Raw genomic sequence first — 12,521 nt, forward strand, 5'->3', positions numbered from 1 at the left:
ACGGCATTCGGACGCATTGGTGATGATACATAGACGCCTCCGAGCATCTGAAGCAGTGCAGGCCGTGCCCAGGCCAAAATGGCTTTGACTGGCATGGTGTTGCCACACTGGCGATCTGGGCTATGACGCTGTTCATCCAGCTCGCCGAGCACCGCGATACTCAGGCTCTGCACGCCAAGATGGACGAATCGCTTCGCGCAGTCGTCGATGCCGACAACGAGACGGCGAAGATGACAAGAAAAAACCAAAAGAAACTGAGGCGCAACGACAGCAAAACAGCAATGGTTGTCGCGGGTCGGTCTGGGCAGATTGCCCGGTGACGTCGTGATCCAACGTGAGAACTTCATGTTTTATGCTCCGATCGGCACCGGGATTCTTATCAGCATCGTGCTTTCGTTTGTTCTGTGGCTGCTCAACCGGTAGCGAGGACGGCGAGCCCGCGTCGCCGGAGGAAAAGAACGACGCGGGCCGATCGAAGCTATCCGATCCGGCAGCAAAAAATATAAGGGAAAGAGTTTGCTGCCAGGGCAGACCTTTCCCTGCGCGCCGGTGTTCCTCGCATGAGTAAAAAAGCCCGCCGCACAGTTTGATGCGGCGGGGCCGATCAAGCGCTATTGCACCGGGCGGGGGCTCGGGGTCGGGCACGCCCTGTGCGCGCGGATCACAGGGATTTTAGATTAATCGGCTGCAATACGTCCACCAACCGACGGTTGGACAATACGACGCTTGATTCCGAGAACTTTCCTCAGGGGCAAGATAGTTGCCGGAACTCAGCCTTGGCGCGGCACGTTGCTAAGTCGTTGACCTTCGCAAAGGACGCAAGCAATGGCGAAAGACATATCTCGCGAGGAAGAGCAACGCGGCACCGAAAAAGTTCTCTTCTGGGGCGCTGCAATCGCCCTTGTCCTTTTTGTGTCTCTGGTGACCATCGCCCTCATCGGGACGTCCTGATCTGTTTCGACAGCAGGATTGGACCGGTGGGCGCGAGGTCTTGCCGGGCTGCTAGGCTAGAAGCCGCTCCCATCCGCCGTTTGTCGTCTCGATCCCGAGGCGAGCAGCACGCGCGGAACTCAGAAAAATTAATTGCGCGGGTCACAACCGCAGCAAAACTGTCCCAATCCGAGCCGATCGGCTGTCCTTCTCTGGAGAGGAAAAGCCACGAGAGGACGCTACAGGCCTAACTTCTCCCGCAGCGCATCAATGCGTTTAGAAGCTTCCGCCTTGCTAAGGCCGTCAGCATAGGCGTCAGGCTCGTCGGCCTGTTCGGCCAGAGTTTTCAAATAGGACGCTTGTGCGGGGGTCATTGGATCGTCTCCGCTGACCCAATCTTCCGGGTCCTTTTCGACATTTGCCGACGCCTCGATTTTTGGGTTGTGCCGGTCGACCATGCTCAATCTCCCTTGATGATCACCACAATGAGAATGATCATGATTTGTTCCGCCACCGTGCGGCGTGGGCCAATCGCACAGCTAGGCCGCTCGGCGCCTCACTCAAGATATCGCTAAGTATGGATGAGCCCGCTTCCTCCAATCGATGGATGAAGCCGATCGTGGGCCGGTGCTACTTTGATGCATCGCGCGACTTACCCGACAAGTGCTGGCTCCAGGGGCAAAATATGAGCAAGAGGACTCTCATTGCCATCGCAATCCTCGCGAACAGTGTCGGCTGTGCCGAAGCCAAGGACCGTAAGGTCGAAACCGCGACCCTGGGCACGTACGCCAATTCGAAGAACCTGCCGGTTTGCACCGCGTCGAGCTCAGTCTTCGAAGTCCTCGGTGATAAATGTTTTCTCGTCCCAGGTTCGATGATCTATGGCGACATCGCCGAACTCTCGCAGACAATCACCTTGAGTTGGTAGCCGAAGCAACAGCCTCCCAGCGCAACCTCCATTCTCCGGTATGACGTTGCCCTTGCAGGTGCTGCCGGCGCCCCTGATACTGACCAGCGCAATCTCCAGTCACCACGGGCGTCTCGAAAATTCTTGTGCCGTCCGCACCTGCCGTCGAGCGTGTCGCGCCAACATAGCAGCGCCTCTGCATCGTGTGGGCAACCCAACGCATGCCTTCCGATCCGGAAACTCGCTTGCGCGTTTCATCGTCCATTCGGCAGTGGAAAATTAGGCGGATATGGCAGTGCTCAGGTTGGCGGCGCCGTTCTGCGATCCGCTCGGAGAGGGTGGCGGGTATCCGGGCTGGAAACAGACCAACGCCGGCGCAACCTCACCCTGAAACCAAAAGACAATATCCATGACATCCAACAGCTATGCCTCCCAAGGGTCCAAGCGCCTGCAGACATTCACCATGCCAATTTCCCTATCGCCGCTCCGATAATGAGGGCGGCATCAATTTCATGGAGCAAGCTTTGTCGCCAAGGGGTTCCGATGGCCGCGACCGGGCCCGTGCATACCTCGATCACCATCGCCAAGAATGCGAGACGCGGGAGAGGCAAGCCGCTTCATGAACCGGCTGGAAGATCCAAACCCAAAGTGGCTGATGGGTGGGAGCCACAGTAACGAAGTGTAACCGGGTTGCCACTACAAAAGCTCAAACCGTGCAAGACCGCTGATCGATACGACCTCGATCTTCAACGGTCTTGCCCAAAGGAAGCCGCCGCAATGGAAATCGCCTCGAACGACGACACGAACAGTCATTTGATGAGGTCACGGCGCTTTGCGCCTCTCTTCTGGACGCAGTTCCTGTCCGCCTTCAACGACAATTTCCTCAAAAACACGCTGGTGTTCCTTATTCTGTTCACCCTGGCGGCCGACAAGGCGGCATCACTGGTCACGCTGGCGGGAGCGGTATTCATGGCTCCCTTCCTGCTCTTGTCCGCCCTTGGTGGCGAGATCGCCGACCGGTTCGACAAGGCCCTAATCGCCCGTCGGCTGAAATTCGCCGAGATCGCCGCTGCGGCTGTCGCTGTCGTTGGAATCGCGCTGGCGTCGATCCCGGTGCTGATGATCGCGTTGCTCATGTTCGGCGTCATCTCGGCACTGTTCGGACCGATCAAGTACGGCATCCTGCCGGATCATCTCGAGCGCAAGGAATTGCCTCGCGCCAATGCCTGGATCGAATCGGCAACCTTCGCCGCCATCCTCGGCGGCACTATCGCCGGAGGCGTCGTCTCGGCCGATGGCATAGGCGTCTCGGTGTTCGGGCCGATCATGATGATCCTTGCCGTCGCCTGTTGGCTTGTCAGCCGCTACATCCCGTCGACCGGTCTTGCGGCTCCCGGCCTAGTCATCGACAAAAACATCTTTCGCTCGACGTGGCGACAGCTGAACGGCCTGCGTGCCGACAAGCGGATCTGGCGCGCCGGACTGATGACGTCGTGGTTCTGGCTGATCGGGGCCATCGTCCTTTCGATCCTGCCTACGTTGGTGAAGGATTCGCTCGGTGGCGGAGAGATCGCTGTCACCGCCTATCTCGCGGTGTTCGCCGTCTCGATCGCCATTGGCTCTGCTATAGCCGCATGGATGTCGCAGGGCCGCATCGTGCTCTTGCCGGCCCCTGTTGGCACGGCGTTGATGGCGCTGTTCGGCTTGGACCTGGCCTGGACCATCTGGAGCACGCAGCCCTCGCTCAGGGCCGAAACGCTCGCAACATTCTTCGCCCGGCCAAACACGGTCCATGTTGCGATCGACCTTGCGGGAATGGCTATTGCCAGCGCCTTTCTTGTGGTGCCGACCTTCGCCGCAGTGCAAGCCTGGGCGCCCGAAACGCGCCGCGCTCGCGTCGTCGCCGCCGTGAGCATCGTCAATGCAGGCTTCATGACGTTAGGTGGCATAGTCGTCGCCGCGATTCAGGCAGCCGGCGTCTCCACTGGAGGGATCCTGTTCGGCCTCGCCGCACTCAACGTAGTCGCCGCTTGGCTGATGCTGAGATACCTGCCGACAAATGCCTTCCGCGACTTCGTTTCCATCCTGTTCCGAGCCTTCCATCGTCTGGAGGTGGAGGGGCTGGAGAACCTCAAGGCGGCGGGCCCGGCACCAATCCTGGCGCTCAATCATGTCAGCTTCCTCGACGGTCCGCTGGCTCTGACGCTGACGGATGAGGAGCCGGTGTTTGCCATCGACTACACCATCGCCCAAGCCTGGTGGATGAAGCCGTTTATGAAACTTGCCCGCGCCCTGCCGCTCAATCCGGCCAAGCCGATGTCGACCCGCACGCTTATCAAGATCGTGCAAGGCGGCGATCCACTCGTCATCTTCCCGGAAGGCCGCATCACAGTGACGGGCGGCCTCATGAAGGTCTATGACGGTGCCGCCATGGTGGCCGACAAGACCGGCTCGATGGTCGTGCCGGTACGCATCGAGGGGCTGGAGAAGAGCTATTTTTCGCGGCTGACCTCGCTGCATGTGCATCGCCAGCTGTTCCCGAAGGTCAAGGTGACCATTCTGGAGCCGGTCAAGCTTGAAGTACCGCTGGATCTGAAGGGCCGCAAGCGGCGCGCCGCGGCGGGCGCTGCCCTTTACCAGGTCATGTCGGATCTCGTCTTCCGCACCCAGGACATTGACAAGACCGTGCTGGAGAAGATCATTCAGACGGCGAACGAACGCGGCATGAAGCAGCTCGCCGTGCAGGACCCGGTCACCGGTTCGCTGAGTTACGGCAAGCTGCTGACAGCCGCCGCCGTGCTTGGCGAGAAATTCAAGCACCTCTATGCCGGCCAGCAGACGCTCGGCATTATGCTGCCCAACGCCAACGGCGCCTGTGCGACGCTGCTCGGCGTCATGTCGGCGGGCAAGGTTCCGGCGATGATGAACTTCACTGCCGGTGCGGCCAACATCCTCTCCGCTTGCAAGGCCGCCGAGGTGCGCACCGTGCTGACCTCCCGCACCTTTGTGGAACAAGCAAAACTCGGCGCCGTGGTCGAGGAGCTCGGCCGCTCGGTCGACATCGTCTGGCTCGATGATCTGCGGGCCACAATTGGCCTCAAGGACAAGCTGCTCGGCCTTTTGCGCAAGAATACACCCCGGGTGGCCCGCAAGCCCGAAGACCCAGCGGTGATCCTCTTCACCTCGGGGTCCGAAGGCACGCCCAAGGGCGTGGTGCTCACCCACCGCAACATCCTGGCCAATGCCGCGCAAGCTGCTTCGCGGATCGACTTCCATTCGGGCGACAAGGTCTTCAATGTGCTGCCGATCTTCCATTCTTTCGGCATGACGGCGGGCACGGTGCTGCCGCTCATCTCGGGCGTGCCGATCTATTTCTATCCCTCGCCGTTGCACTACCGGATCGTGCCGGAGCTTGTTTACGCCTCAAACGCAACGATCGTCTTCGGCACCGATACGTTCCTTGCCGGCTATGCCCGCACCGCGCACCCTTACGACTTCCGCTCAGTGCGCTACTGCTTTGCCGGCGCGGAACCGGTCAAGGCTTCGACGCGCGCGACGTATATGGAAAAGTTTGGCCTGCGCATCCTCGAAGGCTACGGCGTGACCGAGACCGCGCCGGTGATCTCCATCAACACCCCGATGTACAACCGCTCCGGCAGCGTCGGCGTGCGCGGGCCTAACGTCATGGCAGGCTATCTGCGCGCCGAGAACCCGGGCGTGATCGAGCCGCTCGAAGACGGCTGGCATGATACGGGCGACGTCGTCGGCATCGACGACGTCGGCTTCATCACCATTCTTGGCCGCGCCAAGCGCTTCGCAAAGATCGGCGGCGAAATGATCTCGCTGGCCGCAGTCGAGGCGCTTGCGGGCGAATTGTGGAAAGGCTCGCTTTCGGCGGTCGCCACCATGCCGGATGCACGCAAGGGTGAAAAGCTGATCCTCATCACCGAGGCCGCTAACGCCACACGCACCGATTTCCTAATGTTCGCCAAGGCTAATGGCGGCATGGACCTGATGGTGCCCGCCGAAGTGCGCTTCGTTGCGAAAGTGCCGGTCCTGGGCTCAGGGAAGCTCGACTTCGCCGCCGTAACAAAAATGGTCCGCGGCGCAGAGATGAAGATTAACGCCGCTTGAGCCCGTCAGTGGCCGACGAACCAAGCCGGCCCGCTCTCCCGCGCAGTCCCATGCGATTGCCGCCCCGGCAAGTAACGCCGGTACTTCACCAGGTCGCCGAAATCACAGGTTGCGCGGCCGCCGGTCTGTCGGACCTTTTGGAATTTACATATATGACTATCACGGATCGCCAAACTCCGCAGGAGCAGTTCTGGATCGATCAGTACTTTATCGCGGACCTGGAGACCGATCTCAAAAGCCAGACCCAGTGCCAGAATGATCAGCGATTTCGACGATCTCTGCTCCGCTCTCGTGCCAGGGCAGCGGAGGCAGCTTGACGGAGAAGGCAATCGAGGAGCGGCAATGGGCGGAGTGATCTCGGAAACTTTGCTTATTGACGCCTCCCGAGAACCGTATTGTGAGAAAGGCCGGATGGCTCAGGGGACGAGCAGAAGCTTTCCCGTCGTGCCACGGCTTTCCATATCGGCATGTGCGCATGCTGCTTCGGCGAGCGGGTAGACGCCGCCGATCCGGATCTTCAGGTTGCCGCTGGCGATCCAGTCGAATAGTTGTCCGGTGCGGGCGCGAAGCAGTGCCGGCGTGTGGATATGATCGAAGAACCTTGCGTAGCCGATCTTGATGCTTTTCGGCAGGGTCACGATGTTGAGCGGTCCGGGACCGCCCAGCACCGGGCCGTACCAGCAGAAGGTGCCGGAGCGGCGCAGGGAGTCGAGCGAAGCCTGAAAGGTCTTCGGGCCGGAACCGTCGTAGACGACGTGGACGCCTTCACCGGACAGGCGAACGACTTCCTCGGCGAATCGCCCCTCGGTGTCTACGATCACATGGTCTGCTCCGGCCTCTCTTGCCACGGCGATCTTGTCAATGGACGAGACGCGGCCGATCACGTGCCCGCCTCTCAGCTTGATGATCTGGGTGAGCAGCAATCCGACGCCTCCCGCCGCCGCATGGACCAGCGCGACGTCGCCGGGCTGGACGGGATAGAATTCGGTGGCGAAGTGGCTGGCAGGTGAGCCCCTTCATCATCACGGAAGCGGCCGTACGATCATCGATCCCGTCCGGAATCGGCACGAGCGCGTCCGCCGGTACCATCGCCCGATCTGTGTAGCTTCCAGGCGCGTACACCCAGGCAACCCGTTGTCCGGGCCGGAAATGCTCGACTCCATCGCCCACGGCGAGCACCCGCCCGGCACCCTCTACGCCCAGAACCTTGGGATTGGGCGTTTCCGTCTAGGCCATGCCCTGGCGGACGCCGATGTCCATGAAGTTCACGCCCGCCGCGGCGACCTCGACCAGAACTTGTCCGCTCGCGGGAGCAGTTTCGGGGCGCTCGACGATTTCGAGCGCATCCGGTCCCCCGGTGCGGTTCATGACGACGGCTTTCATCGCGATATCTCCCTGGCGGCATTCTCGATCAGCCGCGCTACGGGCCCAGGATTCGACACCATCACCACATGCGAAGCACCCTTAATCGCGATCGTTTCGCGGGCGTGAGCCCGTTCAGCCATGTAGGCAGATGCTCGCGGCGGGATGTTCTTGTCCGCGTCGCCGTAGATGAACCAGCTTGGAATGCTCTTCCAAGCAGCCTTGGCCTGGGCTTCGTTGAGGCGGCTTCCGCGATCGGCCGCTGCGTTGCGGCCATCAGTCTGGCTTGCGCTTCGGGAGCGTCGGCGGCAAACTGATCGTGGAACTTGTCCTGCTGAATGTAGAGATCCTTTCCACCGCCCGACAGCGCGACAGGAGGAGCGAGTGTCGGACCCAACGTGCTGCCTGGAAACTTGCCTGCAAGTTGCGCAGCGGTTTCACCCGCGTCCGGCGCAAATGCGGCGACATAGACCAGCGCCTTCACATTGGCATGACCATCGGCAGCGTCGCTGATCACCGACCCGCCATAGGAATGGCCGACGAGAACGACCAGGCTTTCTATCGAGGAAAGCACGCCGGCGACATAGTCTCCGTCGCTTCTGACGCCTCGCAGCGGATTGGCTGCCGCTACGACGGAAAAGCCGTCCTTTTCAAGAATCTTAACGACACCGTTCCAACTCGAAGAGTCAGCGAAGGCCGTGAACCAGAACGATGGGGGGTTTGTTGGGCTGCGCTTGTGCGTTACCGAACGTGGCCGCGATAATTGCGAGGCCTGCGAGCAAGTTTTTCATTGGAACATCCTTTCGTTGTGGGGTGCGGTCTTCACCGCGTCGAGCGCAGGTGAGGGGCGGGGATGCCGCAAACTCGCCCTCGTGTTCCTGCGTTTCTCTGCGCGGGAACCGAGTTACGGCGCGTAGCGGGTAAAGACGTAGTCGTGTCCCTGGACACGCGTCTCGTGGCAGGCGAAGCATGTCTCGTGCTGCGCGACAGCCACGGAACCACAGGACTGAGCTTGCATTGCCCAAACAGGGCAGCAGCGCGCAATCGGGCGAAGAGCTGATTCTTGCCGCCGGGAGGCAACCGGGCGAACACTCCACGGGCGGTGTCGAGGTCGAAGCGGCCGCCGTCGAGCAAGCGGGTGCGAGCCGGCTAGCGGGTGATCGTGTTCGGGGGCCCAGCGGCGCCCGCGAGCGCCGATACATAGGCATCCGCACGTCTCAGCGGTGCTTAACGCAGGCATGAAGTAATCCACTTGGCCAAAAAATGGGGTATGCAACGGGTATCTGCAGGGCGCAGGTATCACGGATACATGCCTAGACGGCACGCTTCCGTTCCGGCAAAGCTGCGAATCGCGGGGCCACTGGCAATCCGCAGGTCGGCGGGTTCAGGCAATGCTCATTGAAAAGATGGGCCGCCGACTTCCCTTTTTCTGTAAAGCTCGGCCGGTTGTCGCTCTCAATTGCCGTCGATTGATTGGCGGGACGTAGCGACCCGGAGGGCAAGGAGACAAATCGGAGGGGGTCACCCGCTCGAGGCGAAGCCGAAAGGGCGACGCATGATATGCTAGCGGATCTGCGGCGATCCTGCACGAAGCGCGGGCCAGGCCGGCGCGAAGGAAGGACGCGGAGACCGATTTTCTCCTTGCAGGGGAGAGGGGATAGCGCCCCCTTTTTCCGTCAGGCAAAACAACTTCGCCCCGCTGGGGGAAGGGGACGCCGCGCCACTCCATTTGAATCTCCACCCGCTTCCGTGCTTGCCTGTCTCCCGCAAATCGCAGAGGGCGGTGAGCATGGCAAAGTCAGTCACCAGCATCGCACCCGACCCCATGGTCGAGCGTCTGCGCGCCGCCCTTGGCCCGCGCCAAGTCACCGAACAAAAGATGGTCGGCGGCACCTGCTTTATGCTCAACGGCAACATGCTGATCGGCACCTCGAAGCGCGGGCTCCTGGTGCGCGTCGGCAAGGAAGGGCACGCGGCGGCTGCCGCCCGCCCGCACGCGCGGCCGATGGAAATGGGCGGACGTTCGATGGAAGGTTATGTCCATGTTGCGCCGGAGGGCACGGCCACCGAGGCGGATCTCCGTGGCTGGCTCGACCTTGCGCTGGCATTCGTCGAAACTTTGCCGCCGAAGATCAAATCTGCCAAGATCGCGACGAAGCGGGCTTAGGCCGCTGGCCCGCCACCTTCCGCACGCGCCGGAACACATGGCCCGGAAGGGAGCGATTGGACATTGCATGTGCGGCGCGGCGACTTGGGTCTACTCGGGCGTCTACTCTCCGGCCACCGTTTCCAGCTCGGCGGCGAAAACTTTCTGATCCCGGTCGACGCCTCCCTGAAGCAGGGCGGCGGACATTGAAGTCCAGGCCATCAAGCTCAACGATGCTGGAACAGTAGGCTTCGCCATTTTAAGGTACGACACCGCAAGGACCTCCTTTTTCGTGCAGCACGCTACGCTTTGACGAGTGCCTTGCGCGCCTTCTTTACCGGCGACTTAACAGCCGTCGCGGGGCGAGCAGCTCGTTTTGGTTTTTCCGCCGCAGTTGTTGCCGGTGCTGCCGTCTTGCGCCCCAGCCCTATTGATTTTGCCAGGGCCGAGCGGGTGGCCGCGTAGTTTGGCGCCACCATCGGATAATCTGAGGGAAGGTTCCATTTTTGGCGGTATTGGTCAGGGCTCAAATTGTAATGCGTCCCGATATGACGCTTCAGGGATTTGAATTTCTTCCCGTCTTCCAGGCAGATGATGAAATCCGGTGTCACTGATTTCTTGATGGACACCGCGGGCTCCAGCTTGACTGCGGCTGGAGCCACAGGTGTGCCGATCCCTTGCAAAGCAACATAGGTATCCCCGATCAGCTTCGACAACTCGCCGACCGGCAGGGGATTGTTCGACACGTAGGCGGAAACGATGTCGGCGGTAATTGATACGAGATCAGCTTGGTCGCTTTGGTCTGGAGAAACGGTCATCGAGTTTTCCTCTTGTCTAATGTCGCGCGTTGAAACGGATGGGCTGTTTATTGCCAAATCACGCAAACAATTCGTTATTCCGCCAACAAACCTCATTCGTTGCAAATATCAAGCCGGCAAGCTTCGCTTCCATCGACTCAGCCTGGGACGCGCTCGATCTCGATAGCGAGCGGCTGACAAGCTGGCACGCCCAGCATGGCTGGGGCGCTGGCCCGCGAGCGACGGATCATCAGCGCGACCGGCATGCTGAATGGTCAGTGAGGGGACGTCCACCTTGACTTCGGCACTTCGGCCGGCGCGTCGACGTGCAAATCCCTGGGCAGATCCGAGAGCCCTTCTAAGCCACACCGCGGCGGGACGCATCAAGACGAGCATGCGCAATATTCTTGCGCGAAATATTCCGGACTGAGGACAAAGCAACGATTACCAACCGTACGTTTCTTACATCCAATTGAAGCCAACCAAGAATAGATTATTATTCCGCTGGGGCGTATCGTTGGGGGGGTGGATGAGCAGTGTTCAAAGGGTAAGTCCAGTTCTAGAACAAGCAATCGCTGCACTTCTAAACAGGGCCGAGTATGACGGCACCGTTTCGATCAAAGCGGCAGTGAAGGAAATTAGGCGGGCTGCGCCTTATTTGGCCGCATCCGATGAAGAGCTAACCGAGGCGATTTTCGAAGTATCTGCTGCCATGGGCCTGTCTCAATGAGTGGCATTGGGTATACTGGTGATCTGGCTTTGTTAAAGCAGGTCTTTGATCGTGTCTGCGCCGAGGCAGGTATCTCCGTTGGTAGCATGGAGGCGGAGCGCCTGAGCGTGAGCGCAATGGAACTCTTCTCGGACGGCGAGTTCGACGAGGCCGTTCTTTATGAACGCCTTCGGCTTGTTGCCCGCTCCCTGCCGAGATGAGCCTGAACATGACCGCCGATCTCCAGGAAATTCTAGCGAGCATTTCGCTCGATACGAAATCCTCCTGTTGATACAGGAGGGGCAGTTCGCCCGCGTCGCACTGCTACGCGAGATCGGGCCAATGTTTTCTGGCTGATATGTGCCCACTACTTTGCGTGGGCGCGAACGGACTTTTTGCCCTCTAAATGGCTGCTGCCTAGGAAGGAGGGATGCTACGCCGCGCCTGTTAAAGCTCAGAGCGTGCCCGCTTGTTCGTCCTCAACCTCCGCCTCATGGCGCCTGCGCCCCCACATGAACAACATCGCCCAGGGCGAATGACCATCCGCTGCCGCAGACCTTCCGGCTGAGCAATCAACCTTATCGCCACCACGACGAAACCGACCACCAGCCAGACGGCCAGGGCGACACTTACCTTCAGATCTTGCATATTGATTGCTGCTGAGACTGCCGACACCCTCGATGGACATTCCGAGAACTCCCGTCAGTTCCCGCCAACGCGGTAGCCGCGCTATATTCCGACTTATGGCACTTCATTGGTTCAACCCTCCAGTATTTGTGAAGACCGACCGACCCGGGGTCACCTACGGCGTCAATCACGCAATCGCGCGGCCACGAGCCAACCAATATTATCGAAGACCTGCGGCGGGACCGGACTCGAACGATACGCTGAAGGCAGCAGTCGATCGCGGCGTGGTGCCTGGAGGAGACAACTGGCAGACTTGGCGTGGATCATGGACCGGCGGTTCATTTGCCGCGGCCGCAGCCGGATTAGGCTCGCGGAACCATACGGAACGATACGGGAAGGTTCATGGATAAGTGCCCACGAAAAAGCCAATGAAATCAAAGATTTGAATACGTCCTCCGGGCCCACCATTGGCTCCTGGGTACGACCCGGAGACATGGGTAACAGAATGTACCTAAGACATGGGTGACAACCTCGTGCCGAACGGGTTGTCGATGGTCTGCAAGGTTCTCTGTTCCAGGTCGATATATCCCAGATCATAGTGCATGAAGCTTACGAGCCAAATGCCGTCGTCGACCTCCTTTATTCCGAGCCTCTGACCGGCGAGCACGGTCGAGACGTTGATCTTCTTCCTCATCATGCAGATGCGGCCGCAGGCGGTGACCAGGATGTCCTTGTCATGGAGGGGATAGGTCAGCTCCGGCAGGCCGGAATACGGCCGTGAAGAGGGCGTGTAGAGTTCCGTCGGCAGCTTCATGGCCAACGCCTCATGCGGCCTTTCCTCGTTGAATTCGCTGATGAAAGCGTCAAATCTGGCCTGCTGTTGCAGGGCATTCATGCCCGGGGGCCGCG

The 12,521-nt window shown here is 60.2% G+C and carries 10 protein-coding genes and 4 pseudogenes; 8 read left to right on the forward strand and 6 right to left on the reverse strand.

The features are described 5' to 3' along the window. The first annotated feature begins 122 nt into the window (after window positions 1-122). The 3 genes from NKJ84_RS21055 (at window position 123) to NKJ84_RS21065 (ending at window position 951) form a co-directional block, all read left to right on the forward strand. On the forward strand, window positions 123-320 hold the full coding sequence (locus NKJ84_RS21055) for a hypothetical protein (RefSeq protein ID WP_352508047.1): 198 nt from the start codon (window positions 123-125) through the stop codon (window positions 318-320). Between the two features lie 4 nt (window positions 321-324). Then, window positions 325-423 carry a DUF2905 family protein gene (locus tag NKJ84_RS21060; protein ID WP_352508048.1) on the forward strand — a complete coding sequence of 33 codons (99 nt, stop codon included), beginning with the start codon at window positions 325-327 and terminating at the stop codon, window positions 421-423. A 402-nt stretch (window positions 424-825) separates the two neighbouring features. Beyond that, window positions 826-951: a hypothetical protein gene (locus NKJ84_RS21065; protein ID WP_302895698.1), complete on the forward strand. Its 126-nt coding sequence runs from the start codon at window positions 826-828 to the stop codon at window positions 949-951. A gap of 218 nt (window positions 952-1,169) precedes the next feature. On the opposite strand, the gene NKJ84_RS21070 is transcribed toward NKJ84_RS21065, so the two are convergent. After that, window positions 1,170-1,388 (reverse strand): DUF3072 domain-containing protein, encoded by a 219-nt coding sequence (locus tag NKJ84_RS21070; protein ID WP_352479398.1) that lies wholly within the window; start codon window positions 1,386-1,388, stop codon window positions 1,170-1,172. 227 nt (window positions 1,389-1,615) lie between these two features. Between NKJ84_RS21070 and NKJ84_RS21075 the strand changes: the two genes are divergently transcribed. Beyond that, on the forward strand, window positions 1,616-1,858 hold the full coding sequence (locus NKJ84_RS21075) for a hypothetical protein (protein WP_352479397.1): 243 nt from the start codon (window positions 1,616-1,618) through the stop codon (window positions 1,856-1,858). Between the two features lie 756 nt (window positions 1,859-2,614). Then, window positions 2,615-5,971 carry an acyl-[ACP]--phospholipid O-acyltransferase gene (locus tag NKJ84_RS21080; protein ID WP_352508049.1) on the forward strand — a complete coding sequence of 1,119 codons (3,357 nt, stop codon included), beginning with the start codon at window positions 2,615-2,617 and terminating at the stop codon, window positions 5,969-5,971. Window positions 5,972-6,387: 416 nt separating this feature from the next. On the opposite strand, the pseudogene NKJ84_RS21085 reads toward NKJ84_RS21080, so the two are convergent. The 3 pseudogenes from NKJ84_RS21085 to NKJ84_RS21095 form a co-directional block, all read right to left on the reverse strand. Continuing rightward, window positions 6,388-7,354, reverse strand: a pseudogene (locus NKJ84_RS21085) (quinone oxidoreductase family protein). Then, window positions 7,351-8,124: pseudogene (locus NKJ84_RS21090) on the reverse strand (alpha/beta fold hydrolase). The pseudogenes NKJ84_RS21085 and NKJ84_RS21090 overlap by 4 nt, the downstream one beginning before the upstream one ends. Window positions 8,125-8,237: 113 nt before the next feature. Beyond that, window positions 8,238-8,318, reverse strand: a pseudogene (locus NKJ84_RS21095) (cytochrome P460 family protein); the annotation flags it as partial. 804 nt (window positions 8,319-9,122) lie between these two features. On the opposite strand from NKJ84_RS21095, the gene NKJ84_RS21100 reads away from it, so the two are divergent. Next, entirely contained in the window at window positions 9,123-9,500 is a 378-nt protein-coding gene (locus NKJ84_RS21100; RefSeq protein ID WP_352508050.1) for a TfoX/Sxy family protein, read from the forward strand. Window positions 9,501-9,781: 281 nt separating this feature from the next. Here NKJ84_RS21100 and NKJ84_RS21105 read toward each other — a convergent pair whose 3' ends face one another. Further along, window positions 9,782-10,297, reverse strand: a complete 516-nt coding sequence (locus tag NKJ84_RS21105; RefSeq protein ID WP_352479387.1) for a Ros/MucR family transcriptional regulator — start codon at window positions 10,295-10,297, stop codon at window positions 9,782-9,784. A 508-nt stretch (window positions 10,298-10,805) separates the two neighbouring features. On the opposite strand from NKJ84_RS21105, the gene NKJ84_RS21110 reads away from it, so the two are divergent. Both NKJ84_RS21110 and NKJ84_RS21115 read left to right on the forward strand, forming a co-directional pair. Continuing rightward, complete coding sequence (locus tag NKJ84_RS21110; protein ID WP_352480157.1) at window positions 10,806-11,006, forward strand: hypothetical protein; 201 nt, start codon at window positions 10,806-10,808, stop codon at window positions 11,004-11,006. Beyond that, the gene (locus NKJ84_RS21115; protein WP_352508051.1) at window positions 11,003-11,206 is read left to right on the forward strand and encodes a hypothetical protein; all 204 of its coding nucleotides are present in this window, start codon (window positions 11,003-11,005) and stop codon (window positions 11,204-11,206) included. Before NKJ84_RS21110 ends, NKJ84_RS21115 begins: the two co-directional genes overlap by 4 nt. A 917-nt stretch (window positions 11,207-12,123) precedes the next feature. On the opposite strand, the pseudogene NKJ84_RS21120 reads toward NKJ84_RS21115, so the two are convergent. Then, window positions 12,124-12,521: pseudogene (locus NKJ84_RS21120) on the reverse strand (IS481 family transposase); the annotation flags it as partial.

Source organism: Mesorhizobium sp. M0048 (assembly GCF_040323405.1).
Taxonomy (GTDB): Bacteria; Pseudomonadota; Alphaproteobacteria; order Rhizobiales; family Rhizobiaceae; genus Mesorhizobium.

Coding starts and splice junctions, on each gene's coding strand:
- NKJ84_RS21110 (WP_352480157.1), top strand. CDS start 10,806: ATGAGCAGTGTTCAAAGGGTAAGTCCAGTTCTAGAACAAGCAATCGCT.
- NKJ84_RS21115 (WP_352508051.1), top strand. CDS start 11,003: ATGAGTGGCATTGGGTATACTGGTGATCTGGCTTTGTTAAAGCAGGTC.
- NKJ84_RS21105 (WP_352479387.1), bottom strand. CDS start 10,297: ATGACCGTTTCTCCAGACCAAAGCGACCAAGCTGATCTCGTATCAATT.
- NKJ84_RS21055 (WP_352508047.1), top strand. CDS start 123: ATGACGCTGTTCATCCAGCTCGCCGAGCACCGCGATACTCAGGCTCTG.
- NKJ84_RS21070 (WP_352479398.1), bottom strand. CDS start 1,388: ATGGTCGACCGGCACAACCCAAAAATCGAGGCGTCGGCAAATGTCGAA.
- NKJ84_RS21075 (WP_352479397.1), top strand. CDS start 1,616: ATGAGCAAGAGGACTCTCATTGCCATCGCAATCCTCGCGAACAGTGTC.
- NKJ84_RS21100 (WP_352508050.1), top strand. CDS start 9,123: ATGGCAAAGTCAGTCACCAGCATCGCACCCGACCCCATGGTCGAGCGT.
- NKJ84_RS21065 (WP_302895698.1), top strand. CDS start 826: ATGGCGAAAGACATATCTCGCGAGGAAGAGCAACGCGGCACCGAAAAA.
- NKJ84_RS21080 (WP_352508049.1), top strand. CDS start 2,615: ATGGAAATCGCCTCGAACGACGACACGAACAGTCATTTGATGAGGTCA.